This window comes from Streptomyces sp. RPA4-2 (assembly GCF_012273515.2).
Lineage (GTDB): Bacteria > Actinomycetota > Actinomycetes > Streptomycetales > Streptomycetaceae > Streptomyces > Streptomyces kaempferi.
Map to the genome: position 1 here is coordinate 4,521,747 of NZ_CP050975.2, position 26,220 is coordinate 4,547,966.

At 71.2% G+C, this 26,220-nt stretch carries 27 protein-coding genes, 1 tRNA gene and 1 pseudogene; 16 read left to right on the forward strand and 13 right to left on the reverse strand.

What is annotated here, in order from left to right; all coding sequences use genetic code 11:
* Window positions 1–168: 168 nt before the first annotated feature.
* The 5 genes from HEP85_RS19705 to HEP85_RS19725 all read right to left on the reverse strand — a co-directional run bounded on the left by HEP85_RS19705 (window position 169) and on the right by HEP85_RS19725 (window position 5,563).
* Entirely contained in the window at window positions 169–1,359 is a 1,191-nt protein-coding gene (locus HEP85_RS19705) for an HTTM domain-containing protein (protein WP_168528903.1), read from the reverse strand.
* Window positions 1,349–2,038, reverse strand: coding sequence for a DUF5819 family protein (locus HEP85_RS19710; RefSeq protein ID WP_248002002.1), 690 nt, complete (start codon window positions 2,036–2,038; stop codon window positions 1,349–1,351). The genes HEP85_RS19705 and HEP85_RS19710 overlap by 11 nt, the downstream gene beginning before the upstream one ends.
* Window positions 2,039–2,200: 162 nt before the next feature.
* Entirely contained in the window at window positions 2,201–3,403 is a 1,203-nt protein-coding gene (locus HEP85_RS19715; protein WP_248002003.1) for an ice-binding family protein, read from the reverse strand.
* Between the two features lie 789 nt (window positions 3,404–4,192).
* Window positions 4,193–4,714 carry an HAD domain-containing protein gene (locus HEP85_RS19720; protein ID WP_168528905.1) on the reverse strand — a complete coding sequence of 174 codons (522 nt, stop codon included), beginning with the start codon at window positions 4,712–4,714 and terminating at the stop codon, window positions 4,193–4,195.
* Between the two features lie 294 nt (window positions 4,715–5,008).
* Complete coding sequence (locus tag HEP85_RS19725) at window positions 5,009–5,563, reverse strand: hypothetical protein (RefSeq protein ID WP_168528906.1); 555 nt, start codon at window positions 5,561–5,563, stop codon at window positions 5,009–5,011.
* A 92-nt stretch (window positions 5,564–5,655) separates the two neighbouring features.
* On the opposite strand from HEP85_RS19725, the gene HEP85_RS19730 reads away from it, so the two are divergent.
* The 4 genes from HEP85_RS19730 to HEP85_RS19745 all read left to right on the forward strand — a co-directional run bounded on the left by HEP85_RS19730 (window position 5,656) and on the right by HEP85_RS19745 (window position 9,270).
* Window positions 5,656–6,168, forward strand: coding sequence for a PadR family transcriptional regulator (locus HEP85_RS19730; RefSeq protein ID WP_168528907.1), 513 nt, complete (start codon window positions 5,656–5,658; stop codon window positions 6,166–6,168).
* 170 nt (window positions 6,169–6,338) lie between these two features.
* Complete coding sequence (locus tag HEP85_RS19735) at window positions 6,339–6,761, forward strand: hypothetical protein (RefSeq protein WP_168528908.1); 423 nt, start codon at window positions 6,339–6,341, stop codon at window positions 6,759–6,761.
* Between the two features lie 191 nt (window positions 6,762–6,952).
* A complete protein-coding gene (locus tag HEP85_RS19740) occupies window positions 6,953–8,353 on the forward strand; it encodes a wax ester/triacylglycerol synthase domain-containing protein (protein ID WP_168528909.1) in 1,401 nt (466 codons plus the stop codon).
* The gene (locus HEP85_RS19745; RefSeq protein ID WP_168528910.1) at window positions 8,350–9,270 is read left to right on the forward strand and encodes an SDR family oxidoreductase; all 921 of its coding nucleotides are present in this window, start codon (window positions 8,350–8,352) and stop codon (window positions 9,268–9,270) included. The genes HEP85_RS19740 and HEP85_RS19745 overlap by 4 nt, the downstream gene beginning before the upstream one ends.
* Here HEP85_RS19745 and HEP85_RS19750 read toward each other — a convergent pair.
* Window positions 9,199–10,419 carry a beta-ketoacyl-[acyl-carrier-protein] synthase family protein gene (locus HEP85_RS19750; protein ID WP_329526844.1) on the reverse strand — a complete coding sequence of 407 codons (1,221 nt, stop codon included), beginning with the start codon at window positions 10,417–10,419 and terminating at the stop codon, window positions 9,199–9,201. The genes HEP85_RS19745 and HEP85_RS19750 overlap by 72 nt on opposite strands.
* 7 nt (window positions 10,420–10,426) lie before the next feature.
* A complete protein-coding gene (locus HEP85_RS19755) occupies window positions 10,427–10,645 on the reverse strand; it encodes an acyl carrier protein (protein WP_168528911.1) in 219 nt (72 codons plus the stop codon).
* A gap of 111 nt (window positions 10,646–10,756) precedes the next feature.
* Here HEP85_RS19755 and HEP85_RS19760 point away from each other — a divergent pair, with 111 nt between their 5' ends.
* A complete protein-coding gene (locus HEP85_RS19760; RefSeq protein ID WP_168528912.1) occupies window positions 10,757–12,091 on the forward strand; it encodes an aminotransferase class I/II-fold pyridoxal phosphate-dependent enzyme in 1,335 nt (444 codons plus the stop codon).
* A gap of 102 nt (window positions 12,092–12,193) precedes the next feature.
* Here the strand turns inward: HEP85_RS19760 and HEP85_RS19765 are convergent, their stop codons facing one another.
* The 4 genes and pseudogenes from HEP85_RS19765 to HEP85_RS19780 form a co-directional block, all read right to left on the reverse strand.
* Window positions 12,194–12,652, reverse strand: a complete 459-nt coding sequence (locus HEP85_RS19765; protein WP_369657773.1) for a hypothetical protein — start codon at window positions 12,650–12,652, stop codon at window positions 12,194–12,196.
* Window positions 12,613–14,142 carry a copper resistance CopC/CopD family protein gene (locus HEP85_RS19770; protein ID WP_369657774.1) on the reverse strand — a complete coding sequence of 510 codons (1,530 nt, stop codon included), beginning with the start codon at window positions 14,140–14,142 and terminating at the stop codon, window positions 12,613–12,615. Before HEP85_RS19770 ends, HEP85_RS19765 begins: the two co-directional genes overlap by 40 nt.
* Before the next feature lie 79 nt (window positions 14,143–14,221).
* Window positions 14,222–14,890, reverse strand: coding sequence for a GNAT family N-acetyltransferase (locus tag HEP85_RS19775; protein ID WP_168528913.1), 669 nt, complete (start codon window positions 14,888–14,890; stop codon window positions 14,222–14,224).
* Window positions 14,880–17,130 (reverse strand): annotated as a pseudogene (locus tag HEP85_RS19780) (penicillin acylase family protein). The gene HEP85_RS19775 and the pseudogene HEP85_RS19780 overlap by 11 nt, the downstream one beginning before the upstream one ends.
* A gap of 76 nt (window positions 17,131–17,206) precedes the next feature.
* Here HEP85_RS19780 and HEP85_RS19785 point away from each other — a divergent pair.
* From HEP85_RS19785 to HEP85_RS19800, 4 genes are all read left to right on the forward strand, one after another.
* Window positions 17,207–17,935 carry a siderophore-interacting protein gene (locus tag HEP85_RS19785; protein WP_168528914.1) on the forward strand — a complete coding sequence of 243 codons (729 nt, stop codon included), beginning with the start codon at window positions 17,207–17,209 and terminating at the stop codon, window positions 17,933–17,935.
* 71 nt (window positions 17,936–18,006) lie between these two features.
* Window positions 18,007–18,588 (forward strand): HhH-GPD-type base excision DNA repair protein, encoded by a 582-nt coding sequence (locus HEP85_RS19790; RefSeq protein ID WP_168528915.1) that lies wholly within the window; start codon window positions 18,007–18,009, stop codon window positions 18,586–18,588.
* Between the two features lie 518 nt (window positions 18,589–19,106).
* Complete coding sequence (locus tag HEP85_RS19795) at window positions 19,107–19,403, forward strand: hypothetical protein (RefSeq protein WP_211118026.1); 297 nt, start codon at window positions 19,107–19,109, stop codon at window positions 19,401–19,403.
* Between the two features lie 51 nt (window positions 19,404–19,454).
* Window positions 19,455–19,634 carry a hypothetical protein gene (locus HEP85_RS19800; protein WP_168524951.1) on the forward strand — a complete coding sequence of 60 codons (180 nt, stop codon included), beginning with the start codon at window positions 19,455–19,457 and terminating at the stop codon, window positions 19,632–19,634.
* 99 nt (window positions 19,635–19,733) lie between these two features.
* Here the strand turns inward: HEP85_RS19800 and HEP85_RS19805 are convergent, their stop codons facing one another.
* Window positions 19,734–21,377, reverse strand: coding sequence for a helicase HerA-like domain-containing protein (locus HEP85_RS19805; protein ID WP_329288861.1), 1,644 nt, complete (start codon window positions 21,375–21,377; stop codon window positions 19,734–19,736).
* Window positions 21,378–21,539: 162 nt separating this feature from the next.
* Here HEP85_RS19805 and HEP85_RS19810 point away from each other — a divergent pair, with 162 nt between their 5' ends.
* Both HEP85_RS19810 and HEP85_RS19815 read left to right on the forward strand, forming a co-directional pair.
* Entirely contained in the window at window positions 21,540–21,836 is a 297-nt protein-coding gene (locus HEP85_RS19810) for a type II toxin-antitoxin system VapB family antitoxin (RefSeq protein ID WP_003955420.1), read from the forward strand.
* Window positions 21,837–21,958: 122 nt separating this feature from the next.
* Window positions 21,959–22,618, forward strand: a complete 660-nt coding sequence (locus HEP85_RS19815; protein ID WP_168528917.1) for a LytR C-terminal domain-containing protein — start codon at window positions 21,959–21,961, stop codon at window positions 22,616–22,618.
* A 289-nt stretch (window positions 22,619–22,907) separates the two neighbouring features.
* On the opposite strand, the gene upp is transcribed toward HEP85_RS19815, so the two are convergent.
* Entirely contained in the window at window positions 22,908–23,543 is a 636-nt protein-coding gene (upp, locus tag HEP85_RS19820; protein WP_168528918.1) for a uracil phosphoribosyltransferase, read from the reverse strand.
* 132 nt (window positions 23,544–23,675) lie between these two features.
* Between upp and HEP85_RS19825 the strand changes: the two genes are divergently transcribed.
* From HEP85_RS19825 to HEP85_RS19845, 5 genes are all read left to right on the forward strand, one after another.
* Window positions 23,676–23,924 carry a hypothetical protein gene (locus HEP85_RS19825; protein ID WP_168533799.1) on the forward strand — a complete coding sequence of 83 codons (249 nt, stop codon included), beginning with the start codon at window positions 23,676–23,678 and terminating at the stop codon, window positions 23,922–23,924.
* Window positions 23,925–24,162: 238 nt separating this feature from the next.
* Complete coding sequence (locus HEP85_RS19830; RefSeq protein ID WP_168533801.1) at window positions 24,163–24,702, forward strand: hypothetical protein; 540 nt, start codon at window positions 24,163–24,165, stop codon at window positions 24,700–24,702.
* An 82-nt stretch (window positions 24,703–24,784) separates the two neighbouring features.
* Window positions 24,785–25,216 carry a tRNA adenosine(34) deaminase TadA gene (gene tadA / locus HEP85_RS19835; protein ID WP_168533803.1) on the forward strand — a complete coding sequence of 144 codons (432 nt, stop codon included), beginning with the start codon at window positions 24,785–24,787 and terminating at the stop codon, window positions 25,214–25,216.
* 62 nt (window positions 25,217–25,278) lie between these two features.
* Window positions 25,279–25,363, forward strand: a tRNA-Ser gene (locus tag HEP85_RS19840).
* 132 nt (window positions 25,364–25,495) lie between these two features.
* Window positions 25,496–26,200 (forward strand): TIGR02391 family protein, encoded by a 705-nt coding sequence (locus HEP85_RS19845; protein WP_168528919.1) that lies wholly within the window; start codon window positions 25,496–25,498, stop codon window positions 26,198–26,200.
* Window positions 26,201–26,220: the final 20 nt, after the last annotated feature.

Below are 26,220 nucleotides of genomic sequence, written 5' to 3' on the forward strand. Positions count from 1 at the left end.
GGCTCCCATCCCGTCCACCATCGACCCAGGCAGAGCCGAGCAGACGGCGGACGGGATGGGAGCTGGGGAGAGTGGTGGGCTGAGGTAGCGACAGCACGCTCCTTGAATCACCGTGAAGCAGCCCTTTGTCGTAGGGTCCTTCGGGGACTGTCCAGCTCAATTTCTGACTCAGCTGCTTTCTGAGGGGACTTGAGGGGACGCGGGCCCGGCGGCGAGCGTGGCGTCTTTCCGGTCCGCCGGGAGTACGGCTCGATGCTTCGAGCCGAGTGTGCCGGGTCCGCCCTGCGTGGGTACCGTTCCGGATCCCGCAGCTCGTTCGGGTACCGACCGCCGGCTGTTCATCCGCTGCGCGGCGCGCCGCCAGAGGTGTGGCAGCAGGGTGTAGAAGCGGTCGGGAAGGAATACGGCGTCCGCAACGATCATCGCGCCGGAGAAGAGGGGCAGCCCCATGACCACCGCGATGCCGATGTGCATGCCCAGCAGCATGACGAGAACGGGGTACTTGAGCCTGCCGAAGAGCACGAACGGGAAGGCCACCTGCAGGAGCACGGTCATATAGCCCGCGATCGCGATCAGAAGCGTGTGTTCGTCCACGAAGTGGGAGAGCGCGGGCCAGGGCCGGAAGAGTTCGAGGTTCAGGACGTAGTGGAGAGCGGTGCCACCGCCCCAGGAAGGGCCCTGGACCTTGTACAGGCCGGCTGATCCATAGAGAAGGCATACCTGCGCTGCGATGACGAGCATGCCGCAGTTGTGCACCACGGTGATCAAGGTGGTGCGGGATTCGCGGAGTTGCCGCGCGAGGCGGCTCCCTGCTGGTTCCGGCGCGCTGTCCGCACGAGGCGCCTTCAGTCGGGCTCTGCGCGCGTCCAGGGACCAGCGCCGGCCGCACGCGGTGAGGACGAGGTAGATGGCCATCAGCAGGACCAGATTGTCGCCCCCGTCCGTCATGAAGATCGCGCGGGCATGGAACGAGCACACCACGACGGCGAAGAGGACGGACATGACCCGGGTTCGCCAGCCCAACAGGAACAGCGCGGACGTGACAAGGGCGAGCACGTAGCAGAACTCGAAGTAGGCGCGGCTGTCGGACAGGGCCAGGATGCTCCTCCACCCCGTCTGCTCGAAGAGCTCGCGTGCCAAGGCCGGCGTCCACGGTGAGTCCGGGCCCCAGATCTCGGCACGGTGCGGGAACTCACGCAGCAGAAAGATCAGGTAGAGCAGCCCATAGCCGATGCGCAGCACCGACGCGGCGTACAGGGACACCGGCCGGCCGGTCAGGAGGTGCCACGCGGTGGTGATCCGGTCGGCGAGCCACCGCTCGGCGCCGAAGGGCGCGGCCTTGTGCGTCTCACTTTGCATGGTGGGTCACCTTCCACCAGGGCAGCAGCCGGTTCTCGACCGGTTTAGGCGGGCGATCGCCGACCGCGGCGCCGGGTGCGGCGATCGGCAGTGTGACGACGCGGAGCTGAATGAAGTCGAAGGTTCCGCCTCTGCGGTCGGCGACGCGGTCCGCGGCGATGTTACTCAGGTACTTCTGCATCATCAGGGCGCGTTCCGTGCGCGCCTTGTCGTCGCCTCCGTGCGAGTCGACGTAGCCGGCCCAGGCACGGCGCAACATGTTCTGCGCGGTGTGGCTCGGGAACGCTTGGTGCTCGACTGCGGAGCTGTCCACGGCGGTCAGGTCGAACCAGGGGCTCACCTGGACCGGTCCGTCGCGTTCGGTGTGTGCGGTTCTCACCAGAATCTGCCGGTTGACGGATTCGGGGTCCGGGGCGAAAAGCCGCCAATTCTGTTCGAAGAAGGGGAACACCCATGCATTGATCTCCGGGGTGTATCGCTTGGACAGGGTGTTCGCCGGCGCTACATGAAGGAACACTAGAACCACGTGGACGACGCTCGCCGCCAGGCACAGGACGATGGCAGTGTGCAGCCCGGCCCTCAGCGCAAGGGCACTTTTCGAGAATGTGGGCGTCGCGGCCGTGGCGTCAGGACATTCCCGCGCGACCGGACCTGATTCGGCGTGCTGAACTTCCTTCACATCCGCTGAGTCAATTCTGCTCGACACCGCGCACCCTGTCTTTCTCATTTCAGCTGTTCGCTCCGCGGTCCGCGCCTACTGCTACCGACGGCGCGCGGCGGATTCGAAGAGAATCCCGCCGCGCGCCGTGATCCGGTGAGCGGGCTGAGCGCAGTGCGCTGCCTAGCCCTCGTAGCTCTTGGAGTGGTGGTCGCCCTCGTAGCCCTTGGGCACGTCGTCGTAGCCGTAATTCTCGTCAGGCTGCTTGCCGTGGTCCGGCTTGCCGTGGTGGACGTACTGCTCGTCGTCGACCTTGCCGCCGTGGTCCGGCTTTCCGTGACCACCCTGGTCCGGCTTTCCATGACCGCCGTGATCCGGCTTTCCATGACCGCCGTGATCCGGCTTTCCGTGACCACCGTGGTCCGGCCCTCCCGGCGCATGGCCGTGCCCGCCGCCGGGGCCGCCGGTGGTGTTCCCGGCCGTGTTGCCCTCAGTGTTCCCGCCGGTGGTGTTTCCGGCCGTGTTGCCCTCGGTGTTCCCGGCCGTGTTGCCCGCGATGTTGCCCGAGGTGCCGCCGGACGTGACGAGGGGTCCGCCCAGGAGGCCGCCGGTGGTGATGCCACCACTGACGAGGCCGCCACCGAGGAGCCCCCCACCGGTGGTCATGCCCGTGGTGGTTCCGGTCGTCGTGCCGGTGGTGGTTCCCGCCGTCGTTCCACCAGTGGTGGGAGCCGCACACCCACCGAGGAAGATCCTGTTGTTGTTGAGGGTCACAGAACCTACCTGGGCCAGCAGCCGGCCCTCGACGTTCGTTCCCTGGTTCGCGGTGATCGAGTTCCCGGCCATGAGGGTGCCCACGAAGCTGGTGGTGACGCCGAGCGACGCATCTTGGCCGATCTGCCAGAACACGTTGCACGCCGAAGCGCCGTTGGTGAGGAGAATGCGGCTGGAGGTCGCGGTCGTCAGGGATTCCGGAATCTGGAAGACCCAGACCGCGTCGGAGCTGCCCTGGCCGTCCAGGATCAGGTCACCGGTGATGCCGACACCGGCGGAGGCGTGGTAGACGCCGGGAAGCAGCGCCGGGCCTCCGCCGATTCCCGCCGGTAGCGCGAAGTCCTGCGCCTGACCGGCCGCGTTGTTGTACGCCACGAGTAGGTCGGACTTGGCCTGGAGGGCGTTGGCGTCCGCCGCGTGCACGGCACCTCCCACCTGTCCGGGCGGGAATCCAGTGATGGCCGGATTCGGGTGTGTCCCGAGGTCATGGGCGAGCACCGAGTTGCCAGTGTTGGTAACTCCCTGACCCGCCAGAACGGAGTAGCTGGCGGTTGTGCCCAGAGGCACGGGCAAGGCGATCGCCGACGCCGCAGTCGGCGTCAGGAAAACCATCGCAGCGGAAACTGTCACGGCGAGGGCCGAGGCCAGCAAGCCGGACAAGGTACGACGGTGATCTGCTTGGGGGATCTTCAGTTTCATCGAGGCCATTCCTGTGGGGGGGGGCCGCGGCATACCGGGCCCTACCAATCACCCGGGAAGCCTTAGGTTTGCTGCCGCCGAATATTACGCAGAAATAGTCCAGTGCCGACTCAGATGAGAGGGGGAAGGATGCAGACCATTCGACCGGCGTACAGTATTACGGAAATATTTCTATTCGCATTTCCGGCCATCACCACTCCCTCGAATGGAAAGAGTCGTCGACACCGCACTCCCCGCTGCCAGTCACCACACGGCGGGCGCCGCTCTCTGACATCTACGTCGGCGCACACAGGCACACCCCGACGTACAGGTGAATCCTGGCCAACAGGCCCTGGTGGCTGGGGGCTTCACGTGATCCGTGTGCGCACCCGCCTACGGATCAGAAGGTTGCACTAGATGGAGACGGTCTGGCAGGCCGTCTCGGTTTCCGTCTCATTCAGCGACGTTCACAGTCGTTCAGGCGCGTCCATCAGCAGAAGACGTCCCGGCGTTCAGCCGCCCATGAATGCAGGTGAACGCCCATGCACACCGCTTCGCAGCCCACCAACACAGTTGGAAAGCGTGTTGGGGGCAACCCCTCACGAGTTCGAATCTCGTATCCTCCGCCAGTGCCTCACCGGGCACGACTCGAAGGGCCCCACCGTTCGCGGTGGGGCCCTTCGACGTACGCGGTGCCAGTCGTCGATCGACACCCCGCGGCGGTCACCGGTCAGGCACTTCAGTACGCAGCCACCGCCCAAGCACGGAGAAATCGTCCTCGGTGAGGCCCTCGGCCGGGTCGACACGGTGGAGCAGTGCGGGTTCCTGGTGCTGCGCGGCGACCCACAGCCGATCCGCGGCGCTGATCTCGTCGTCGACCCAGATGAAGGGGCGGTGGCCGGCCCACTCCACGAGGGGGCGCGTCTTCCAGTGCAGACCCCGCGGGCCGTCGGCGACGGAGGCTTCGGGCCACTCCACCACTGGCAGCCTGGGCAGCCCGATCCGTGGGGCGACGCACTCGTTGGCCTCCTCCATCCACGTCGAGGCCCACACCAGATCGCACCCGAGTGCCATCAGCCGCGGTCCGACCGCGCGGTCGAGCCGTCCGAGCAACGGGTTCCCGTCATCGGGGAACACTCCGGGGCCGGGAGCAGGGGCTTGAAGCCGACCGGGCGACGCCCCGAACGGGATGAGCGGTCCGTCGACGTCGAGGAAGAGGATGGGGCGCTCCACCGCGTGGGTCACGGCGGCACGATAGCCCCGCGTCGCGATGCTCGCAGCCGTGGTGCGGCGCCGGCTCCCGGCTGGTCGACCGTGCGGCACCCCCGAGTGCGGGTGTTACGGCGCCGGCTCCCGCGGGCACCTCGAAGCGGTGCTTCACGCACGGTCAGTTCCAGACCGACGGGCCGACGGGCCGACGGGCCGACGGGCCACCTTCTGCCGGCCGTCCGGACCGTTGACCTGCGGGACCGTTGACCTGCCGGACCGTTGACCTGACCGACCAGTGCCGTGCCGGGCGTCCAGTCCCTCGCCCCGAAGTCACCGGGCGGCGGCCTTGGCCTGGACGTGGGCGACGTAGCGGACGGTGAACAGCATCGGGACGGCGAAGCCGGCGATCTGGATCAGCGTCGCGGTGATCGAGTGCGCGTTCCCGGCGTGCGCCACGAAGGCGAGTACGACGGCGGTCACGGCGAAGGCCGCGGTCCAGACGGCGGTGATCACGACGTTGATCCGGATGAACGGAGCGAGCCCCCAGACCTCGCGCGGGGTGGTGCGCTTGGCGATGCCCAGCGTGAACGGCCTGCCGATCGCCAGCGAGACACCGGCGATGACCGCCAGCGTGGCCGACGACAGGGCCGACGCGTAGTCGTGCACGCCCGAGTCAGGGTCGGCGAAGGCGATGGCGGCCAAGGCCGCGAAGAAGGCCGCGGAGCCGAACTCGATGATCAGAGCGTCGGGTTCGGCACCGGCCCGTACCTGCTGGGCGATCACCGCCACCGCGACCACCAGCGCGATCAGCGCCGCCCACTGCCAGTTCCCCGAGGGCAGCACGGCGAAGACGATCCACGGAAGGAAGGTGCGCAGGTACGACATGAGGTCTCCGCTTGCTCGGCATCTCTCTTCTGACATGTCGAAAGTAGAAGGTCTGCTGATGACATGTCAATACTGGAAGGTAGACTGAGCGCATGAGCCTTCGACACGCACTGCTCGGGCTCCTCTCCGAGCACCCCGCCAGCGGCTACGACCTGCTGAAACTCTTCGAGACGTCGCTGGCCAACGCCTGGCCCGCGACCCAGAGCCAGATCTACACCGAGCTGACCAAACTGGCGGACGCCGGTCTGATCGCGGTGGCGGCCGAGGGCCCGCGGGGCCGCAAGGAATACGCCCTCACCGCCGAGGGACTGGCCGAACTGCGGCACTGGCTGACCGAGACCAAGCCGCAGCGGACCACCCGCAGCGACACCCTCCTGCGGGTGTTCTTCCTCGGGGTGCTGACACCGGATCAGGCGCGCGGCTACCTCACCGAGCTCATCGAGCGGGCCGACGAGGGCCACCAGGGCCTGCGTCAGCTGAAGGAGTCCATCGACTGGACCGACGACAACCTCTCGGTCTACGGCCGGATCGCTCTGGAGTACGGCCTGCGGCTCCACACCATGCACCGCGAGTGGGCCGAGTGGGCGTCCGGCCAGATCACCTGACCCGTCAACTCGTGCCCCGCGAGCGCATCCACGGTGCCCCTCGGCGGCGAATGAGCCCGAGTACGTATGTGCTCGCGCCCGTCCCGACCACGAGAACGGCCCGCTCACTCAGCCATGTACGACGAGAACACGCGCCAACTGTCCGTGACCTGGCCGCCGGGGGCTCCTCGATGAAGGAAATCGTCCGCGGCTACTGGTGCGAGTGCCGGACCGAGGACCTCGCCGGGGGCGGTCCGCCGGCGCTGCTCGCGTCGATGGACACGTACTCGGCCGCGCAGGCCGACCGGTGGATAGCGGTCGCCCTGCGCACCATCACACCGGCGCTCGGCCCCGCCGCGGCGGACGAGGCCTGGGACTGGCTGTACGACGGCCGCATCGAGATGCGACAGGCCCTGCTGCGCTCGGAACCGTGTTCGGTGTCGGTCGACAACAAGACCACCCGGCTCACCTGGACCGCCCGCCCCGTCCTCTTCCTGCCCCTCGCCCGCCGGGAGGACGCCGGCCTTCCCGACTGCGCGGACAGGTTCACACCCGGCACCGGCCGTCCCCGCCCCGTACCCGCCCCCGTCTCCTGTGAGGGACCTGCCTCATAAGGACCCGTAAGAACTCGTGAGAACCCGTAAGGCCCTGTAAGGACCGCCCCCGCGCGGGACCGGCACCGTCGGGTACGCGCAGTGCACGCGTGACCTTTCCGCCGCGTGCCCTGTTAGCGACTCTGCCCGCCGCCCACCTGCGCCAGGGAAGCCCTCATGACGATGACCAGGCCGCGTCCGGCGGTGCACCCGTGACCACGACGGTTCCGAGCCCCAACGCGGTCGACGGCTGCTTCCTCAGCTACGAGAGGGACGAGCCCCGGTTCCGGCCCTATGTCGGAGCGGTCCTGGAGGTGACCGGCTCCTGTCCGGGTCCGGGTCCGGTGCGGGAGCAGATCGCCGACCGTGTGGCCCGCATGCCGAGCCTCGCCTGCAAGGTGACCCGGCAGGGCCGCCGGACGGTCTGGGAGCTCGATCCCGCCTTCGACCCGCGCCATCACGTCCACGAGATCCCCGTGGAGGACGGCCGGCCCGCGCTCGGCCGGGCCGTGGACGCGCTGCTCGGTGAGCCGATCAGCGCCGGCGCGCCCCGCTGGGGGATCTGGCTCATCCACGGCTACTCCCCCGACGGATACGCGCTGTTCTACCGCGCCCACCACGCCGCCCAGGACGGGCAGGCGGTGCTGGACGCGCTCACGGCGCTGTTCGGGGTGGGTCCCGCCGTACCTCCCCGGCAGGCCGTGGACGAGGCACCCGGCGCCCGTGACACCGGCGGGGACCGGGATCCGCTCACGTGGGTGAGGAACATCCCGGCGCGGGCGATCGCGCAGAACGCGGCCGACACCGTACGCGGCCTGCGGTCCACCCTGACCTGGGCACCGCACCGCCCCCTCACCGGCCGGACGCGGCTGCTGTCGGCGGCCGTGCCGGTGGCCTGGCCCCGGGATGTCGCGAAGGCCCTCGGGGCCACGCCCAACGACGTCTGCCTGGCCGCGCTGGCGGAGGCGGTACGGGACTGGGTGCCCGCGGAGTGGCGGGCCCGCCCCGGACGCGGCCGGGAGCTGCACGTGGGACTGCCGGTCAGTCTCCGTCTGCCGGAGGAGCGGTTCGCGGTGGGCAACAGGGTCTCGGCCGTGCGCGTTCCGCTGTCCTACTGGGCAAAGTCCCCGGCCGAGCGGGTGGCGGCCGTCGCCCGCGCGACCCGCCGGGTCAGGACCGAGGGGATGCGCCGGGTGCTGCGGGCACAGCTGGAGTGCCTTCCGGAGTGGCTCGTCTACCGCTTCGTCCGGCAGTCCTGCGCCGCGAGCAGCGCGGTGGACACCTCCGGACTGCTGCGTGTCCCCCGCCGGCTGGCGGTCGGGGCGGATCCGGTCGACGGGGTGGTGCCCACGCTGTTCCTGCACGGCGACCACCTCTTCGCGGTGTCGTTCCTCTCCTACCAGGGACAGGTGCGGGTGAGCTTCACCGTCGACCGGGCGCTGGACGACGTCGGTGATCTCGCCGCCTTGTGGGCCGATGCCGTCGAGCGGCTGTGGCACGACGTCACCCCCCTCGGCCCCGCCGGTAACGCCAGTAACGCCAGTAACGCCAGTAACGCCAGTAACGCCAGTACCAGAGATTCGCACGCGTCCCGTTCCAGGGAGAACTCATGAGCACGACCGGCCCAGAAGGGTCCACCGCCCTGATCACGGGCGCCAGTTACGGCATCGGCGCCGACATCGCCCGCGCCCTCGCCGCCCGCGGCCACCACCTCGTCCTGGTGGCCCGTAGCGCCGAGCCCCTGGACCGGCTCGCGGCCGCCCTGGAAGCCGAGTTCGGGATCAGTGCCCGTCCACTGGCCGCCGACCTGAGCACCGAGGCCGGCATGGATGCGGCCGCCGCGCGCGCGGGCGACGCCGACATCCTCGTCAACAACGCCGGTGCGGGACTCGGTCTGTCCTTCGAGCGCACGGCGTGGGAGGAGGAGCGGCGGATGCTCGCCCTCAACGTCGTCGCTCCCTCCCGGCTCGTCCACGCGGCACTGCCCGGAATGCTCCGCCGGGGCCGCGGGCGCATCCTGAACGTCTCCTCGGTGGCCGCCACCGCGCCGGTCTGGCAGGGCACCACGTACGGCGCCTCGAAGGCGTACGCCCTGGCGCTGACCGAGTCGCTGGCCCACACGCGCCGTATCCGCACCTCGCCGGTCGCGCTGACCGCCCTCGTACTGGGACACACCGTCTCGGAATTCCACGAGCGGGCCGGTATCGCGCCGTCCCCTCCGTCGCTCACCCTCGCGTCGCCGTACGTCGCCGAGCGGGCGGTGCGGGCCATCCTCCGGCGCCGCCCGCCCGTCGTCTGTGTGCCGAGCGTCCGCTACAAAATGCTGGCCGGGCTGCTGCGTCATCTCCCGCGCCGGGTCGTCGCCCTGCCCCTCCTCGCCGACGACTTCACCGTCACCTCGTACGAGGCGCCACGGCCGCCGTACGGGGCCGGGGAGCCGCGGACCGGTGGGCGGGAGTCAGCCGGGAGTGACGGCCAGGACGGCGTTCTGCCCGCCGAAGCCCATGGACAGCGAGAGCGCCAGCCCTAGCCTTCCCTGGCGGCTCTCGGCCGGGATGTCGAGGTCGATCGCCGGATCGGGTTCCTCGAGGTTGGCGGTGGGCGGAACGAGCCCCTGCTCGACGGCGAGGACGGTGAACGCCGCCTCCACCGCGCCCGCCGCTCCCAGCAGGTGCCCGGTCACCGGCTTGGTGGACGTCACCGGCGGGCGGTGCGGGAAGAGCCCGGCCAGCACCGCGGCCTCCGCCCGGTCGCCGGCCGGGGTCCCGGTGCCGTGGGCGTTGACGTGGGTCACGTCGCGCGCGCTCGCGCCGGCCTGCGCGAGGGCCTCGCGGACGGCCGTGCCGAGCCCGGTGCCGTCCGGGTGGGGGCGCACCACATGGTGCGCGTCCGAGGAGGCTCCGAAGCCACTGATCCGGGCCCGGGTCCGGGCGCCGCGGGCACGGGCGTCGGCGCTGCGCTCCAGGACCAGCATCCCGGCCCCCTCGCCGATGACGAAGCCGTCCCGTCGCCGGTCGAAGGCGCGCGGCGCTCCGGTGGGATCGTCGAAGCGGTGCGACAGCGCGCCGATCCGGTCGAACCCGGCGACGTAGAACGGTGTGATGGCGGCGTCGGCGCCACCGGCCAGCGCGATGTCGCACCGGTCCAGGGCCAGCAGGTCCCGTGCCATACCGAGGGCGGTCGCGCCCGACGCACAGGCGGTGTTGACCGTGCAACTGGCGCCCGAGGCACCGAACTCGATGGTCAGCTGGGCGGCCAGCGAGTTGCCCAGCGCGGCGGGCACCGCGTACGGCGACATGTCCTGCGGGCCGGCCGTCAGCAGCGCGCGGTGCTCGGACTCCAGGGTCTGGGCGCCGCCGGTGCCGGAACCCACGATCACCGCGACGCGCGCGCCGTCCCACCGTGCCGGGTCCAGGCGCGCGTCGGCCAGCGCCTCCCGCGCGGCGAGCAGCGCCAGTTGCGCACTGCGGTCGGGTCTGCGCGCCCGGGCCCCGCCGAGCCGGGCCGGGTCGAAGCCGCCCACCCGGCAGGCCAGGTGCGCCGGGACCGTCTCCTGCTCCCACGCCAGTACGGCGGTCGGCAGCCCCTTGCAGACGCGCTCCCAGCCGGGGGCCCAGCCGTCACCGGCCGGGGTCACCAGTCCGAGGCCCGTGACGCAGACGTCCTGTCGGCCGGTCATACGGAGGTCACCTGGCTCCGACGAGGGCGGCCACGTCCGCGACGGTGAGGGTGGCGCCGATCTCCTCCTCCGTCACCGCCACCCCTTTCTCGCGGCGCAGGACCAGGGCCAGTTCGACGACGGCGATGGAATCCAGGCCGGCTTCCTCGCGCGTGGCGTCCGGGCTGATGTCATCCTCGGAAAGCCCAAGAGAAACAAGAACGTTTTTGAGTTCTTCGTATGACACTTTTTCTCCGTCGCGTGGATAGCAGGGCAGACACCTCAAAGTACCATCTCCAAGGGAACCGAATTCTCCGAGAGAATTAATGCGACAGGCGAGCGATGGGCGAACGCGGGCATGGATATTCTGGAAAAGTGCCGGCCGTGGACCGCGGAGCATCTGCGGGCGACGGGACGGGACTGCTACTTCCGGGCGATCGGCGATACGTTCGACGGCACGGAGGCCGATTTCGAGGGCCGTCGGGTGGTGGTCGCCGCCTCGCACGACTACCTGGGCCTCTCCGCCGAGCCACGGGTGCGTGAGGCCGCCGTCGCCGCGGTACGGCGCTTCGGCACCTCGCTGGGAGGGTCCCGGGCGGTGAGCGGCTCGCTGGAACTGCACGAGGAGCTGGAGAACGGGCTGGCGGCGTTCCTGGGCCACGAGGCGGCCGCCGTTCTTCCCTCCGGATATCAGGCGAATTTGATGCTCGCCCCGCTCCTCGGGGACGGGGACATGGTATTCAGCGACTTTTCCAATCATGTTTCGCTGGAAGAGGCCGTCCGTCTCGGCAGGGCGAAGGAACGCAAATTCCTGCACGGCAACCTTGATCACCTCGAGGAATTGCTCCGCACCGCCGACGGAAACGCAATCGGAAACGAAGGACCCGGAACCGGAGACGACGGGACCCGCACCGGCGGAAAGCTGATCCTCACGGACGGGGTCTTCTCGGTGGACGGGGACGTCTGCGACCTTCCCGGCCTCATGGAGCTGGCGGGCGCGCACGGGGCGCGGGTCGTCGTCGACAGTTCGCACGACCTCGGGGTGCTCGGCCCGACCGGAGCGGGCGCCGGCGAGCACTTCGGGCTGCGTCCCGACCTCGTCACCAGCGCCCTGTCCAAGAGTCTGGCCTCGGTGGGCGGGGTGATCGCGGGCCCCGCCGAGGTGATCCGCTATCTGCGGTTCCACGCGCGGACGTCACTGTTCACCGCGGCCGCCTCACCGGCCAACGTCGCCGCCGCACTGGCCGCGCTGCGGATCCTGCGCGCCGAACCCGAACGGCGCGTACGGGTCCTGGATCTCGCCGAGCGGCTGCACAACGGCCTGCGCGCGCTCGGCTTCGACACCGGGGCGTCCGTCACGCCGGTGGTGCCGGTGCTGGTCGCGGGACGCGAGCGGTGCATGCGCATGTGGCGGGAGCTGTTCGAGGCGGGAGTGTTCGCCGCGCCCATGGTCCACCCGGTCGTCAGGACCGGCCGCGAGGTGCTGCGGGTCACTCTCACCGCCGCGCACACCGATGCCCAACTGGAGCGGGTCCTGGCCGCGTTCGAGCACGTGGGCCGCGCCGAGGGGGTCATCCCGGGCTCCGCGCCGGCCGCGCACACCCCGGTACGGATCGCCCGCCCGCGCGGCCCCCTGACCGCCGCGCACGACGGCGGGTCCACCGGTGCGGGAGTACGACGGGCCACCGTTTAGGGCCGGGGCCGTACCTGGCCGGGGCCGTACCTGGCCTCGTACCTGCCTGCCGGGAACGTACCTGGCCGGGACCGTACCTCGTGCCGCCCCCGGTGCCGCGGATCAGCCGATCTTCACGGTCTTCGAGACCGTGACCTGGTCGATGTCGGTGGTGCGGACCGTCGCCTTCATCGTCCAGGTGCCGGCCACCGGGAGGGTGACGCCGTCGGCCCCCCAGTAGCCGCCCCGGTTCGCCAGCTCCGCGTCGATCGGGCCGATCCGCTGGGACTCCAGGGTGAAGGTGAGGCGTAGTTCGGGCACGGTCGCGATCCCTCCGTCGGGGCCGAAGATCACGGCCTGCACGGAGTTCTCGCCCACCCGGCCCGGCGCCAGTTCGATCTGCACCTTGCCGTGACCGCCCGGGGTGCCCACGTCGAACGGGATGATCGTCGCGGCCCCCGTCTGCTGCCCCGCGGGCGCGGCGGCCGCGGCGGCCTCGGTGGCCGCACGGCCCGGCTGGGTCCCGGTGAGCAGGGTGGTGATCACCAGCACGACGATGCCGACGGTGACCTCGGCCAGCACCGAGCCCCGCAGGGCCCGCCGGTAGCGGGCGATCTCGTCGGAAGGAGGCGAGTCCGGGTCCGAACCGCCGCCGGAGAGGTCGGAGGCCGAGGCGGACGCACCGGCGGAATCGGCGTCATCGACGTCATCAGCGTCATCGGCCGACGGGTCGCCCGTCGTCGAAGCACCGGACACGGCACCGGACACGGCCCCGCTCCCGTCCACGACGGCCGGTGTCCCGCCCCCGCCCACGACCGCCGCTGCCCCGACGGTCTCCGGCACGCGCTCGGCCACCGCCACGCGGCACGCTCCTGCGCCGCCACCATCAGCCGCCCCGCCCAGCGACGCGAGTACGCCGCCCCCGCCAGCAGGCACAGCACCGCGATCAGCTTGACGAGGAGGAGGCGTCCGTACGAGGTCGAGGTGAGGGCGTCCCAGGAGCCGAGGCCGCGCCAGGACTGGTAGACGCCGGTGACCACCAGGACGGCGACGGAGGCGAGGGCGAGCCGGGAGAAACGGTTGACGGTGGCCGCGGGGAGCGGTTCGGCCGACCGGTACAGCGCGGTCAGCAGCGCCGTCAGTCCGCCCAGCCACACCGCCATGGACAGCAGGTGCAGGACGGAGGAGGCCATCGCGACGGGTACCTGGATACCGGCGGAGGCGTGCTCGGCGGCGGCCCAGGTGACGGCGAGGGAGACGGTGAGCAGCGCGCCGAGCGCGAGGACGGCGCGCTCCCGGCGGTCCGCGCGCACCGGGTAGAAGGCCACCGCCGCCAGCAGCACCAGCCGGGCCAGCAGGGTGAGGCCCGGCCGGCCGGCCAGTGTGTCGTTCAGGACGGACGGGTCGAGGGCGTCCGCGGGGCCGCTGCCGCGTTCGTAGGGTCCCCGCAGCAGCAGCAGCGCGAAGGTCGACAGGAACAGCGTCCACCAGCCCGCGAGGAGCAGCCGCCGTACCGGGCCCGGGAATCCGCAGACCAGGACGAAGGCGGCGGTCCCGATGAGCAGGGCGAGACCGCCGTACGCGACGTAGCGCGCGATGTCGTAGAGCGTGGCGGAGACGGTGTCCCCCGCGGGGTCGACCGGGACCGGCGCGACGGACGCGGAGGGTTTGCCGATGGAGAAGGTGAAGGCGCCGGAGACCGGGTGGCTGTCCGCCGAGACGACCCGCCAGGCCACGGTGAAGGTGCCGGTGCCGAGGCCCTTGGGCAGGGTCACGCGGGCGGTGTCGGACCGTCCGTCCGCGTGCCCCGGATCGCCGGTGTGGACGCGCCGGTTGCCCGGGTCGAGCACGCGGAAGGAGTCGTCGAGGAGCCCGATCGACTCGGTGAACGTCAGGGTCACCTGGCGGGGAGCCGTCTTCAGCACGCTGCCGTCCTGGGGATCGGCACCCGTCAGCGCCGCGTGGGCGGACGCGCCGCCCACACCGCCGAAGAGGACCAGAACCAGCACCGTGCCCAGCAGGGCCAGGCCCCGGGCCACGCGCCGTCGCTCCCGCTGTCCTCGTCCGCTCACACGCCGTCTCCGTCTCCGTGTTTCCAGAGTTCCGTGTTTCCAGAGTCACGGATACGTACGGACGAATCCGGCGCCGTACTCACTCCACCGGTGAAACGCGCGGTGCGGCCGGGGCGCCCGGGGTGCCGGGCGAACCGGTCCCGAACACCGCTTCCCGGCTCAGGAAGGCGAGCCGGGCGCGCTTCTCGGGCAAGTAGACCCCGGGAAGGTCGATTTCGGGAAGCACGATCTCCGGGCCCGGTTCGAAGCCCTGCCGGACCAGGCGGGAGATCGCCTTCGCGTTGCGTGCGTCGGGTTCGACCACCACCCGCCGCCGGTCGAGGCCGATCAGCACGTAGGTGGTGAAGGCGGTCAGCAGCTTCGAGGACCAGCCGGGCCGGAGGCCCTCGGCTCCCGCGGGACCGATCAGCAGATGGACCCCGATGTCGCCGGGCTCGACCTCGTAGCACTCGCTGACCCGGTCGGCCTCGGGCTCGTACGTCTGGAACAGCGCGGCGGGCTCGCCGTCCTTGACCACGAGGAAGGCGTGGTGGGTGTCGAGCGAGTCGAGATGGAGGTAGGTCTCCAGGACCTGTTGCCTGGTGAACCCGGTCATGCCCCAGAAGCCGGCGCGCTCCTGTGTCACCCACCGGTGGATGACGTCCAGGTCGGCGCGAGGGTCGACGGGCAGGACGCGGACGGTGCCGAAGCCGGCGATCTCCTGTTCGTGCACGGCCTCGCGGTCGGGGGCGTACGGCTCAGTGGCCATGGTTCTCCTCCTTGTTCCGGTTGTTCCGGTTGTCCCGGTTACCCCGGTCGTTCCGGTCGTTCCGGCCGTTCCGGTCGTCCCGGACGGATTCCGGGGTGTCGTGCGGAGCCGGTTCCCGCTCCTCGGTCAGCCGGTTCCAGTCGGTGCGGACGGGGACCAGCGATCCCTCGAGCCACAGGGGGAGTTGGTCACGGTGATGGGCCGAGCCGGGAACCCCGGAGGCGCCGAACGGCACCACCCAGAGGCTGTTGTCGCGGTCGGCGAGGTCCCAGACGTAGCGGGCGGCCGGACCGCGCGCGCTCAGGTCGGTGAGGCCGGGGACGGCCGAGGTGCACAGCACGCAGTCGTGGTCGCCGGCGAGCCCCGGTTCGTCGTACGCGTCGCCGGCCAGCGCCCGCCAGGGGGCGAGGCGGTGGCTGTCGCCCCAGACGCCGGGCGTCCGCGCGGCCGCCTCCTCGACGGCCGCGCGCACGAGCCCGGTGCGGTCGACGCCGTACAACTCCTCGGCCTTGAGCAGGTTTTCGAGGGCGAGGCCGATGCGGGGGAGGAGGGCGAGCCAGGGGCGGAGGATCTCGGGGTACTCGGGCGGGTCGGCCAGTACGGCGAAGACGGGGTGGGCGGCGAGCCGTCGTGCGACCGCCGCGGACCGCCGCGTAGGCCGCCGCCTCCGTGCTGTCGGCCTCCATACGGCGGTCCCAGAGCAGCAGCCGGTCGCGCAGGGCCGCCGCCCGCGGGGTCAGTCCGTCGAGGGTGGCGAGGTGGTCCAACAGGGGTGCGGCCGAGGCGAGATGGGTGTCCATGTGGACGGCCGCCATGTCCGCGGCCGGCCAGGCCGTCCTGGAGACGAGCAGGTCGCGGATGCGCGCGGCGCGGTGCGGCGGGGCGAACTCGACGCCGAGCGGGGCCGCGGGGCCGCGCTGGTTGGCCATCACGGCGATGCCGTCCTCGACCGTCCCGTACGGCATCTCGTGCCAGCCCCGCCACTCGTGTCCGGGCTCCCAGGCGGCGACGATCCGGGTGCGGTTGTCCTCGCCGCGGACCGGAACCCGGCCCGCGACCCGGTGCAGCAGCCCGCCCACGGTGTCGGCGGCCTGGACCACGTTGACGGGTTCGGCCCAGAGGTCGAACGCCCGGTCCACGTCGGCGACTTCGCGGGCGCGCAGAAGCGGGAGCAGGGCGCTGAAGCCGAGGTCCCCGGTGACGCGGGGCGGGTAGCGGAGGCTGATGGGGCCGACGGCGCCGTGGCCGTCCGCGTCCTTTTCGCTCCCCCCGGCTCCCGCGTCGCGCCCTTCCGCCGTGCCGTGATCCGTGTCGCTCCCGCCTATGACGACCGGTCCCCGCGCGGTCTCGATCACCTCGACCTCGACCGGGGTGCCGCCCGCGACCTCGACCGTCTCCACGTGCCGGGTCGCCGCGCGCCACCGGCCGTCCGGGTCCAGTGCCTCCAGGGCCTCTCCTCCCTCCCCGGTCCGGCGCAGCCGCTCCCGGTACAGGTCCTGGTAGTCGGCCATCGCGTTGGTGATGGCCCAGGCGACGGTGCCGGTGTGGGCGAAGTGGGCGATGCCCGGGACGCCGGGGACGGCGAGGCCGACGACGTCGAACTCGGGGCAAGAGAGGTGGATCTGCTGGTAGACGCCGGGGTCCTCGATGAAGCGGTGGGGGTCGCCCGCGATGACCGGCTGCCCGGTGACGGTCCGTTCGCCGGTGACGAGCCAGCCGTTGCTGCCGGAGGTGCCCGGTCCGTCGGTGGCGAAGAGCCCCACGGCGTCGGCGCCGAGCCGCCGGACGACCTCCTCGCGCCAGAGTTTGGCGGGGAAACCCGCGAACAGGATGTGGGTGGCCAGCCAGACACCGAGCGGGGTCCAGGGCTCCCAGCGGCCCGGTACGAGTCCGGAGCGGGCGAACTCCGGTGTGCGGCGGGCGCCTTCGGCGAGCCCTTCGTTGACTCCCTCGACGTACGAGACGACCCACTCGGCGGTCTCCGGGTCCCCGCCCTCCAGGGCGGCGAAGCATCGTCTCGCGGTGTCGTCGAGCCGGGCCCGGCGGGCGAACACGTCCCAGGCGGCCTCCCCGGCGCCGAGGAACGCGGCGGAGGTGCCCTGCGAGCGGTGCCGTTCGACCTCCAGCTGCCACGCGCGGTCGACGGCGGTGGTACGGCCCTGGGCGTGGGCGAGTTCATGCGCGCTCCCGGCACGCAGATGGGGGATCCCCCAGGGGTCACGGTAGAGCTCGGCAGTCACGGTCATCCCCACTTTCCTCAGGTTAGGCTAACCTAACTTCAGTTGGGCGAAATCGTACGCGAGGGGTGGGGACAGGATGGGTCAGGGGCACGGCTGGGAGGGCGCGGTACTCAAGCTGCTGCGCGGCAAGGACTTCACGTTCACCGTGACCCGGGCCGAGGACGTGACCCCGCACTACCGGCGGCTGCGGTTCACCGACGGCGGCATGCTCGCGGCGACCGGGGTGCACCCGACGCTGTGGGTCCGGCTGTGGTTCGACGACGCGGGCAAGCCGCACCAGCGGGCGTACACGCTGGTCGACCCCGATCCGGCGGCCGGCACCTTCGGCCTGGAGTTCGCGCTGCACGAGGGCCGCGCCTCGGACTGGGCACGGGCGGCCGGTCCCGGGGACACCATCGAGGCCACGGTCCACGGCACCGCGTTCACGGATCCGGACCCGGCCCCCTCCCATGTCTTCGCCGTCGCCGACCCGGCCTCGCTCCCCGCCCTCAATTCCCTCCTGGACGCGATGGGGCAGGCTCCGGCGACGATCTGGTTCGAGACGGAACACGGCGTGGACGGACTCCCCTTCCGCACCGCTTCCGCCCGCCACACCGTGCGCCCGGTGCCCCGCCGCGACCAGGGCGCCCACCTCGTCACCGAGGTCAAGGCGGACCTCCCCGGCCTGCTGGAGGGCGAGTCGGACCCGTACGTCTGGATCGCCTGCGACACCGCCACGACCCGCTCCCTGACGGCGTACGTCCGCAAGGAGCTCGCCCTCCCGAAGCAGCGGGTCAACGCCATGGGCTACTGGCGTACGACCTGAAGGGTGTCCCCTGCGAGGACGGTGCCCCGTGCGAGGAGGCGGCGGGGCCGTCCGCGCCGGATCATCTACGCATGGACATCAGCCTTCACATCGCCCAGGATCCCGACGCCGACGAACTGCTCGGCCGCAGCCCGCTCGCCGCCCTGGTCGGGATGCTGCTCGACCAGCAGGTACCGATGGAATGGGCGTTCAAGGGACCCCGCACGATCGCCGAGCGCCTCGGCACGGACGACCTGGACGCGCACGAGATCGCGGCGTACGACCCGGAGAGGTTCACCGCGCTGCTCTCGGCGAAACCGGCCGTGCACCGTTACCCCGGCTCGATGGCCAAGCGGATCCAGCAGCTGTGCCAGTACCTCGTGGAGCACTACGACGGAGACGCCGCCGCCGTCTGGAAGGACGCCGGCACGGGCGCGGAGCTCCTGCGGCGCCTCAACGAGCTGCCCGGTTTCGGCGCCCAGAAGGCGCAGATCTTCCTCGCCCTCCTCGGCAAGCAGTTCGGCGTACAGCCCAAGGGCTGGCGCGAGGCGGCGGGCGCCTACGGCGAACCGAAGGCGTTCCGCTCGGTCGCCGACATCACCGGCCCCGAGTCCCTGGCGAAGGTCCGGGCCCACAAACAGGAACTCAAGGCCGCCAAGGCCTCCGGCAAGTGACCGGTACGCTCCGGTCGGCCCGCGCCGCCTCCCTGGGGGCTGCCGCCCCCAGACCCCCGCTTTCGGCCTGAACGGCCTCGTCCTCAAACGCCGGACGGGCTGAAAGACACACCCCCGCCCGGAACCATCCAGAACCGGCCGCCGCGGTCCCACACCTCCAGCCCGTCCGCAACCTTCCGGCGCAGGCCCGCATATCCAGCCCGTCCGGCGATTGAGGACGAGCCCTTCGGGCGATGCGGGGGTCCAGGGGGCGCAGCCCCTTGGCGGGGTCCGGGGCGGAGCCCCGGGGCGGGTCCGCCGGGTGGGCCACCCGGCTGGCGGGGTGGCCCCTACGGCCGAAGCATGAAACAGGGCCGCGGCACCCCCACCGCCCCCACCGTCAACCACACGCCCCATCCGTACGCCATGAGGGCGGATCTCCGCGCCCCCGATGAACACCCTCCCGCTGAGGGGACATGACCTGACATGAGTCCCGCCCCACCGCACCGCGCACCGCACCCGCGAGCCGGCACGCGTGGATGCGGGTACTGGCCCTGCTCGTCGTCGCGTTCCTCGCCGCGGGCGCGCAGGCCGAGGCGCTCTCCGCGGCGGCCCCCGTGGCGGTCGCCGACGCATCGGGCCACGGCGCCGAACCCGACGTACTCGACACGCCGCTCCGCCCGCCCGCCCGGCCCGAGCACGGCCGCGTCGCCCCGCCGCGCCCCACGCCCGGTACCGCCCCCGGAGACCCGGACCACGCGTCCCGGCCCGGCCCCGTCGCCGCTTCGCCCACCCCCGCCCCGCACACCCCGCGCTCGGTGGTCCTGCGCTGCTGACAGATCCGGTCGATCAGCGGATCAGGTACCAGCGAACGCAAGGACACAGTCATGCCCAACGACCCGTACGCGGTCCTGCGCGCCCTGCTGCGCGCGGAAGCCGCACGCAACGCGCCCAAGCCGAACCCGGACGCCGTCCGGCCGCCCGGACCGGACGAGGGCCGGGACACCGCGTCCCCCTCGGCTCTGGCATCCCCGGCGGCCGCACCGAGGAAGCGCGGGCGCGGCTAGGCGCCCACGGAGACCGGAACGGCCGTCCCGCACCGGGACGGCCGTCCTTCCAGCCCTGTCCGCCCTCGCGGCCGGGCGGCGCGAAGGGGCGGGCACGTCCTACCTTCTGCGGCGGGCCGTCCCGAAGAGGGAGCGGGTGATCTCCCGCCCGATCTGCGTCCCCACCGACCGCGCCAGGGACTTGAACACACCGCTGGCGACGACCTGCTGGACGACCGACGTCTCCTCCTTGGGGCGGCCCTTCGCGGGCGTCCTCCCCGGCGAAGGCGCGGCTTCCCCGGCAGCCCTCGCGCGTGCGGCCTCCTGAGCGGTGAGCCTCTCGTAGGCGGACTCGCGATCGACCACCTGCGCGTACCGCCCGTACAGCGAGGACTCCCGCACCGCCCGGTCCAGCGCGTCCGCGTCGACCGGGCCCATCAGGGACCCCGGGGCCCGCAGCCGGGTCGCCGCGACCGGTGTCGGCGCGCCCTTCTCGCTCAGCACGGTCACCACGGCCTCGCCGATGCCGAGCGCGGTGAGGACCTCCTCCAGGTCGTACCGGGAGTCCGGGAAGGTCCTCACCGTCGCCTTCAGCGCCTTCTGGTCGTCCGGTGTGAAGGCGCGCAGCGCGTGCTGGACACGGTTGCCGAGCTGCGCGAGGACGTCGGCCGGCACGTCCTTCGGGGTCTGGGTCACGAAGAAGACGCCGACCCCTTTCGAGCGAATGAGACGGACCGTCTGCGTGATGGACTCCAGGAAGGCCTTCGACGCGCCGGTGAAGAGCAGATGCGCCTCGTCGAAGAAGAAGACCAGCTTCGGCTTGTCGGCGTCGCCGACCTCCGGGAGGTCGTGGAAGAGGTCCGCGAGCATCCACATCAGGAAGGTCGAGAAGAGCTGTGGTCGGTCCTGGACCTCGGGGAGTTCGAGGACGGAGACCAGGCCGCGCCCGTCCGGCGCCGTCCGCAGCAGCTCGCCGGTGTCGAACTCCGGTTCCCCGAAGAACGGGCTCATGCCCTGCGCCTCGAACGCGGTGAGGGAGCGCAGGATCACCCCGGCCGTCGCCGTCGACAGCCCGCCGATCCCCTTCAGCTCCTGCTTGCCCTCGTCCGAGCTCAGGAACGCGACGACCGCGCGCAGGTCCTTGAGGTCGACCAGTTCGAGGCCCTTCTGGTCGGCGTAGTGGAAGATCAGGCCGAGGGACTGCTCCTGGGTCTGGTTGAGCTGGAGCACCTTCGACAGCAGCACTGGGCCGAAGCTGGTGACCGTGGCCCGTACGGGGATGCCGTGACCCAGACCCCCCAGCGCGAGGAACTCGGCAGGGCAGCCGGCCGGCGTCCACGTCTGCTGGACCTCCTCGGCCCGCGCCCGCACCTTCTCCCGCTCCGCGCCCGGCTCCGAGATCCCGGACATGTCGCCCTTGACGTCGGCCAGGAACACGGGCACGCCCTGGGCCGACAGCTGTTCGGCGATCAGCTGCAGCGTCTTGGTCTTGCCGGTACCGGTGGCACCCGCGACCAGGCCGTGCCGGTTGAGCATGGGCAGCGGGATGCGGATCTGCGCGTCCGGCAGACACCGCCCGTCCCAGAGCAGGGCGCCCAGGTCGAGAGCGGGTCCGGCGAAGGCGTATCCGGCGGCGATCCTCAGGGCCTCGGCGGGCAGCGCGGCTCCCCCGCTCACCGCTTCCGGCCCGGTGGCCGCTTCGCCGCTCACCCGTTCAGGTGCAGCTGTCGGAGGCGTCCCCGACCCGGTGTCACTGTCACTCATGTCAGGCCCCTGTTCCCCGTTGCTCGCCGGTCCGGGTGTGCCCGGCAGGTTCCGGGCAGACAGGGAGAGTTACCGGTTCGCCCGGATTTACAACGTCTTTTCCAGCGTCGCACTCCGTCGCCATGGCTGCGCCCGGAAGGTCTGGGCCGGTAGGCTTTCCGTGTGATCTTCAAGCGCATCGGCAACGGCCGGCCATACCCCGACCACGGCCGGGAAAGCACCCGGCAGTGGGCGGACGTCGCACCGCGCCCGGTCCGCCTCGATCAGCTCGTGACGACCAAGGGCCAGCTGGATCTGGAGACCCTCCTCGCGGAGGACTCCACCTTCTACGGCGACCTCTTCGCGCACGTCGTGAAGTGGCAGGGCGATCTGTACCTCGAGGACGGTCTGCACCGCGCCGTCCGCGCCGCGCTGCAGCAGCGCCAGGTGCTCCACGCCCGCGTCCTCGAGCTGGGCTAGCACCCGCCCGACCGGGGTCTCGCCCGCTCGAGCGGGCGAAGGTTGACCCTTTTGGGTTGGACTGCGTGCGGGTCAATGATCATTTAGTAGGCATCGCCGCCGCGGCACACTACGCTGCGCCCATGAGCATGCTCACTCCCCCTGGCATGGGCGGCCAGTACCGGATCACGGGGGACAAGTACCCACGGATGCGCCGGCCCCGAGGGCGCCGCAGGCTCGTGTTCCTGGTCGTCGTCTCCGTCACCGCGCTCGGGCTGATCGGGTGGGGAACCCTGCAGCTCATCGACGTCTTCACGGGCGGCGGTGACAAGGCCACGGCGGCCGGCACCAAGGCGCACTGCGCGCCCGGTCCGTCGGCCAAGGCGTCCACGGCCGCGGTGTCCACCGCCGCCGGCGCCCTGCCCCAGCCCGGCAAGATCACGGTCAACGTCCTGAACGCCACGCCCCGCAGCGGGCTCGCCAAGGACACCGCCGACGAGCTGAAGAAGCGCGGGTTCCGCATCGGTGACGTGGGCAACGCGCCGAAGGCGTACGACAAGAAGGTCGCCGGCCCCGGGCTGCTCCTCGGCTCCACGGCCGCCGTCAAGGCCGCGCTGCCGGTCCTCGGCACCCAGCTCTCCGGCGCCCAGCTGAAGGCCGACGGCCGGACGCGGGCGGACCGGGTCGACCTCATCATCGGCACCGGCTTCACGTCGCTCACGAAGAAGGAGGACGCCGACAAGGCGCTGGCCCTCCTGGCCGAGCCGAGACCGGACTCCTCCACCGAGCCGAAGAACTGCTGACCGCCGGACGGCGCGACACGCGCCGCCGACGGCACCGCACACCCCGAACACACCGCACACCGCACACCGCACACCCCGAAACGAACCGAAGGTCCCGCGTCGGACGCGGGACCTTCGACGGCTTCACGGGCCGGGCGGCGGTGCGCAGGCCCAGGTCGCCCCTGGGCCCTTGCCGCCGGTGCCGGGCGGAGGCAGCGTCATGGGGCACCGTCGCACCGGCGCGGGGCGGCGGACGGACCGGCGGACGGCGGCAGACCGCGGCCGCGGCGGCCCGGCCGACCGGCCGGTCCTACTCGGCGGCCCCGTACATCCGGTCGCCGGCGTCGCCCAGGCCGGGCACGATGTAGCCGCTCTCGTTCAGACGTTCGTCGACCGACGCCGTGACGACGGTGACGGGCGTCCCCGCGAGCTCGCGCTCCAGGACCTCGACGCCCTCCGGGGCGGCCAGCAGCACGACGGCGGTGACGTCGTCGGCGCCGCGCTTGATCAGTTCCTGGATCGCCGCGACGAGCGTGCCGCCGGTGGCCAGCATCGGGTCCAGGACGTAGACCTGGCGCCCGGAGAGGTCGTCCGGCATCCGGGTCGCGTACGTGGACGCCTGGAGGGTCTCCTCGTCGCGCACCATGCCCAGGAAGCCCACCTCGGCGGTCGGCAGCAGCCGCACCATGCCGTCGAGCATGCCGAGGCCCGCGCGCAGGATCGGCACGACCAGCGGGCGCGGATAGGACAGCTTGACGCCCGTCGTGGAGGCCACCGGGGTCACGATGTCGACCTGCTCGGTGCGCACGTCCCTGGTGGCCTCGTAGGCGAGCAGGGTGACCAGCTCGTCGGCGAGCCGCCGGAAGGTCGCGGAGTCGGTGCGCCGGTCGCGCAGGGTGGTGAGCTTATGGGCGACCAGGGGGTGGTCGACGACGTGGAGACGCATGCCCACAACAGTAGCCGGGCCCCCGTGTCGCTCGCGCTGGCATCAAACCGGCCGTCCGAGGGAAGGCGGGAGGGACGAACCTGGGGTGGTGTGCGTATGCCGGACCGGGAAGAGAAGTCCCCGGAGCAGTCCATGCAGCCGAAGCAGCCGAAACGCCCGGCGCGACCCGAGCGACCCGAGCGATCCGAGCCGCCGGCGCGGTGGCCGGAGCGGCCGGTCCAGCGGCCGGAGCAGGAGACGGACGCCCAGCGAAGGCGGCGCCGGGCCCAGTTCCTCCGTGAACTCACCGAGGCGCGCGAACTGCGCGACCGTGTCCAGCCACGCCGCGCCAAGGTCGCCCGCCTGCGCCACGCCATGCGCATGCGCACCTTCCGCTGGTAGCTCGCGGGGATCGCCCACGCCGTGAGGGCGTAGACATGCACGCGCGACGCCAAGGGCCGCGTACGATCCGCTGGTAGCGATCAAAAGAGGCAGACACAGCAGGCCGAAGACATCCCCTGAGCGCTCTGTTTCTGCCACGATTCCGAGTGGGCGGGGTCTCGGAGCAGCACTCCCCGCCCATCAACCTCCGCCGGGGGGACCCCCAACCGGCACGCCTATGACCAGTGGGAGAGTCACGGTGTACTTCGCCGCACTGCTCGCGCGCACCGAAGACGGGTGGGAAGCGAGCGACACAGAGCTCGACGATGTGGAGACCCTGTCGGATCTGACCGACCTGGCCCGTGAAGCCTCGGAGGAGGACACGGTGCTGGTACTCATCGAGCAGGAGGACGCGTGGTTCGGCGTCGTCCGCGTGGACGGCGAGGAGGACCCTCGTATCTACGTCTCGGATGCGGCAGCCGCCGCCCGCAGCTCGTACGGCGAGATCCTGCTCACGGACGAACTACTAGGACGGGATCCGGGCGACGACGACGCCGACCTGGACTCCCTCGACCTGGACGGCACCGAGGACGGTGAGCCCGACGACGCACACGACTCCGACGACGAGGACGAGACCGTGACCGACGAGGCCGTCTCGCACAGCCCCGTCGGGGACCGCGAGATCCTCGCCGACCTCGGGGTGAGCGAGAAGGAACTGCTCGCCCTGGACGAAGGCGACGCGCTCAGCACGATCGCCGACGCCCTGGGGGCGGCGGAGGTCCTGGAGACCGTCCGCTAGTTCCCCGGGTTAGGTTTCCCGGGTGAGCGGCACAACAGAGACCCTTCCACGAGATCCGGTACGCGACCGCTGGCGGGCCGCGATGCGGCTCGCCCTGGACGAGGCCGACCGGGCCGTCCGGGGCGGGGACGTCCCCGTCGGCGCCGTCGTGCTGTCCACGGACGGTACGACGGTGCTCGCCGCCGGACACAACGAGCGTGAGGCCACGGGTGATCCGACGGCGCACGCCGAGGTGCTCGCGATCCGCGGGGCCGCCCAGCGGCTCGGCGAGTGGCGGCTGTCCGGCTGCACGCTCGTCGTCACCCTGGAGCCCTGCGCGATGTGCGCGGGGGCGCTGGTGCAGTCCCGGGTGGACCGGGTGGTCTTCGGTGCCCGGGACGAGAAGGCGGGCGCCGCCGGCTCCGTCTGGGACCTCGTACGCGACCGCCGGCTCAACCACCGGCCCGAGGTGATCGGCGGTGTGCTCGACGAGGAGTGCGGCCGTCTCCTCACCGGATTCTTCCGCTCCCGCTGAACCCCCGTGGGTGCGGGAAACGGATTTCGGACCACGGCCCACCTTGGGGTAAGGTCTCTCTCGGTAGCGTGTCCGAGCGGCCGAAGGAGCTCGCCTCGAAAGCGAGTGTGGCGCAAGTCACCGAGGGTTCAAATCCCTCCGCTACCGCAGGTAGACGAAGGGTCCGGTTCTTTGAGCCGGACCCTTCGTGCATCCTCCGTCTCAGTTTCCGTCTCAGTTGGCCGGTCGAGCGACCAAAAACCCCTACGGTCCGGACGCTTTGCCCCCTACGCTCCACGTGTGGATCGCGACTGGATGCAGCAACGGCTCGAAGCGTTCGCTGACCTCATCACCGAGTACTGGCGTGTCCGGCAAGTCAACGGTGATACGTCAGGGACGAAGAATCGAATGTACGAGGCCGAGCCCACAGTGGTGAAGATCCTGCGGAGCATCGATCCTCGAATTCCAGACTCAGGGGTGCTTGGGGAGACCGAATGGGGCGGCCTGGCCATCAGCGAAACCGAGGTCCGGCGCGGTCTGGGCATCCTGGCCGACATGGATGAGTGGAAGACTCGATTGGCGCCAGACGCTCCGTCTCTCCCCGCCGATGGCTTCCACCCGTGGGTGTGGGACGCCGCGCACACCTTCTGGGAGTCCGACCACTATCGAGCCGCCGTCCACGCTGCCGCCACGTCGATTAACGCCCACCTTCAGAACAAACTGGGTCGACGTGATCTATCGGATGCCAAGCTGGTCCAAGAAGCCCTGAGCGACAAGGCGCCTGAGCCCGGCAAACCTCGGCTTCGGATACCGGGTGATCCAAAAGATCCAGGGGTGCAGACACGGCAGCGGGGCGCTCTACAGCTCGGCCAAGGCGCTTACTTCGCGCTCCGAAACCCTGCCGCCCACGAAACTGGCGACCTGCCAGAGCAGGAGGCTTTGGAGCAGTTGGCCACGTTCAGCACGGTGGCGCGACTCATCGATCAGTGCCAGGTCGTGACTTGAGCGGATGGGGTCAGATCGTG

Coding starts and splice junctions, on each gene's coding strand:
- upp (WP_168528918.1), bottom strand. CDS start 23,543: ATGCGTCTCCACGTCGTCGACCACCCCCTGGTCGCCCATAAGCTCACC.
- HEP85_RS19790 (WP_168528915.1), top strand. CDS start 18,007: ATGGACATCAGCCTTCACATCGCCCAGGATCCCGACGCCGACGAACTG.
- HEP85_RS19805 (WP_329288861.1), bottom strand. CDS start 21,377: ATGAGTGACAGTGACACCGGGTCGGGGACGCCTCCGACAGCTGCACCT.
- HEP85_RS19725 (WP_168528906.1), bottom strand. CDS start 5,563: ATGTCGTACCTGCGCACCTTCCTTCCGTGGATCGTCTTCGCCGTGCTG.
- HEP85_RS19715 (WP_248002003.1), bottom strand. CDS start 3,403: ATGGTTTTCCTGACGCCGACTGCGGCGTCGGCGATCGCCTTGCCCGTG.
- HEP85_RS19775 (WP_168528913.1), bottom strand. CDS start 14,890: ATGGCCACTGAGCCGTACGCCCCCGACCGCGAGGCCGTGCACGAACAG.
- tadA (WP_168533803.1), top strand. CDS start 24,785: ATGCGGCTCGCCCTGGACGAGGCCGACCGGGCCGTCCGGGGCGGGGAC.
- HEP85_RS19795 (WP_211118026.1), top strand. CDS start 19,107: ATGCGGGTACTGGCCCTGCTCGTCGTCGCGTTCCTCGCCGCGGGCGCG.
- HEP85_RS19825 (WP_168533799.1), top strand. CDS start 23,676: ATGCAGCCGAAGCAGCCGAAACGCCCGGCGCGACCCGAGCGACCCGAG.
- HEP85_RS19735 (WP_168528908.1), top strand. CDS start 6,339: ATGAAGGAAATCGTCCGCGGCTACTGGTGCGAGTGCCGGACCGAGGAC.
- HEP85_RS19800 (WP_168524951.1), top strand. CDS start 19,455: ATGCCCAACGACCCGTACGCGGTCCTGCGCGCCCTGCTGCGCGCGGAA.
- HEP85_RS19750 (WP_329526844.1), bottom strand. CDS start 10,419: ATGACCGGCCGACAGGACGTCTGCGTCACGGGCCTCGGACTGGTGACC.
- HEP85_RS19760 (WP_168528912.1), top strand. CDS start 10,757: ATGGATATTCTGGAAAAGTGCCGGCCGTGGACCGCGGAGCATCTGCGG.
- HEP85_RS19730 (WP_168528907.1), top strand. CDS start 5,656: ATGAGCCTTCGACACGCACTGCTCGGGCTCCTCTCCGAGCACCCCGCC.
- HEP85_RS19745 (WP_168528910.1), top strand. CDS start 8,350: ATGAGCACGACCGGCCCAGAAGGGTCCACCGCCCTGATCACGGGCGCC.
- HEP85_RS19815 (WP_168528917.1), top strand. CDS start 21,959: ATGAGCATGCTCACTCCCCCTGGCATGGGCGGCCAGTACCGGATCACG.
- HEP85_RS19785 (WP_168528914.1), top strand. CDS start 17,207: ATGGGTCAGGGGCACGGCTGGGAGGGCGCGGTACTCAAGCTGCTGCGC.
- HEP85_RS19705 (WP_168528903.1), bottom strand. CDS start 1,359: ATGCAAAGTGAGACGCACAAGGCCGCGCCCTTCGGCGCCGAGCGGTGG.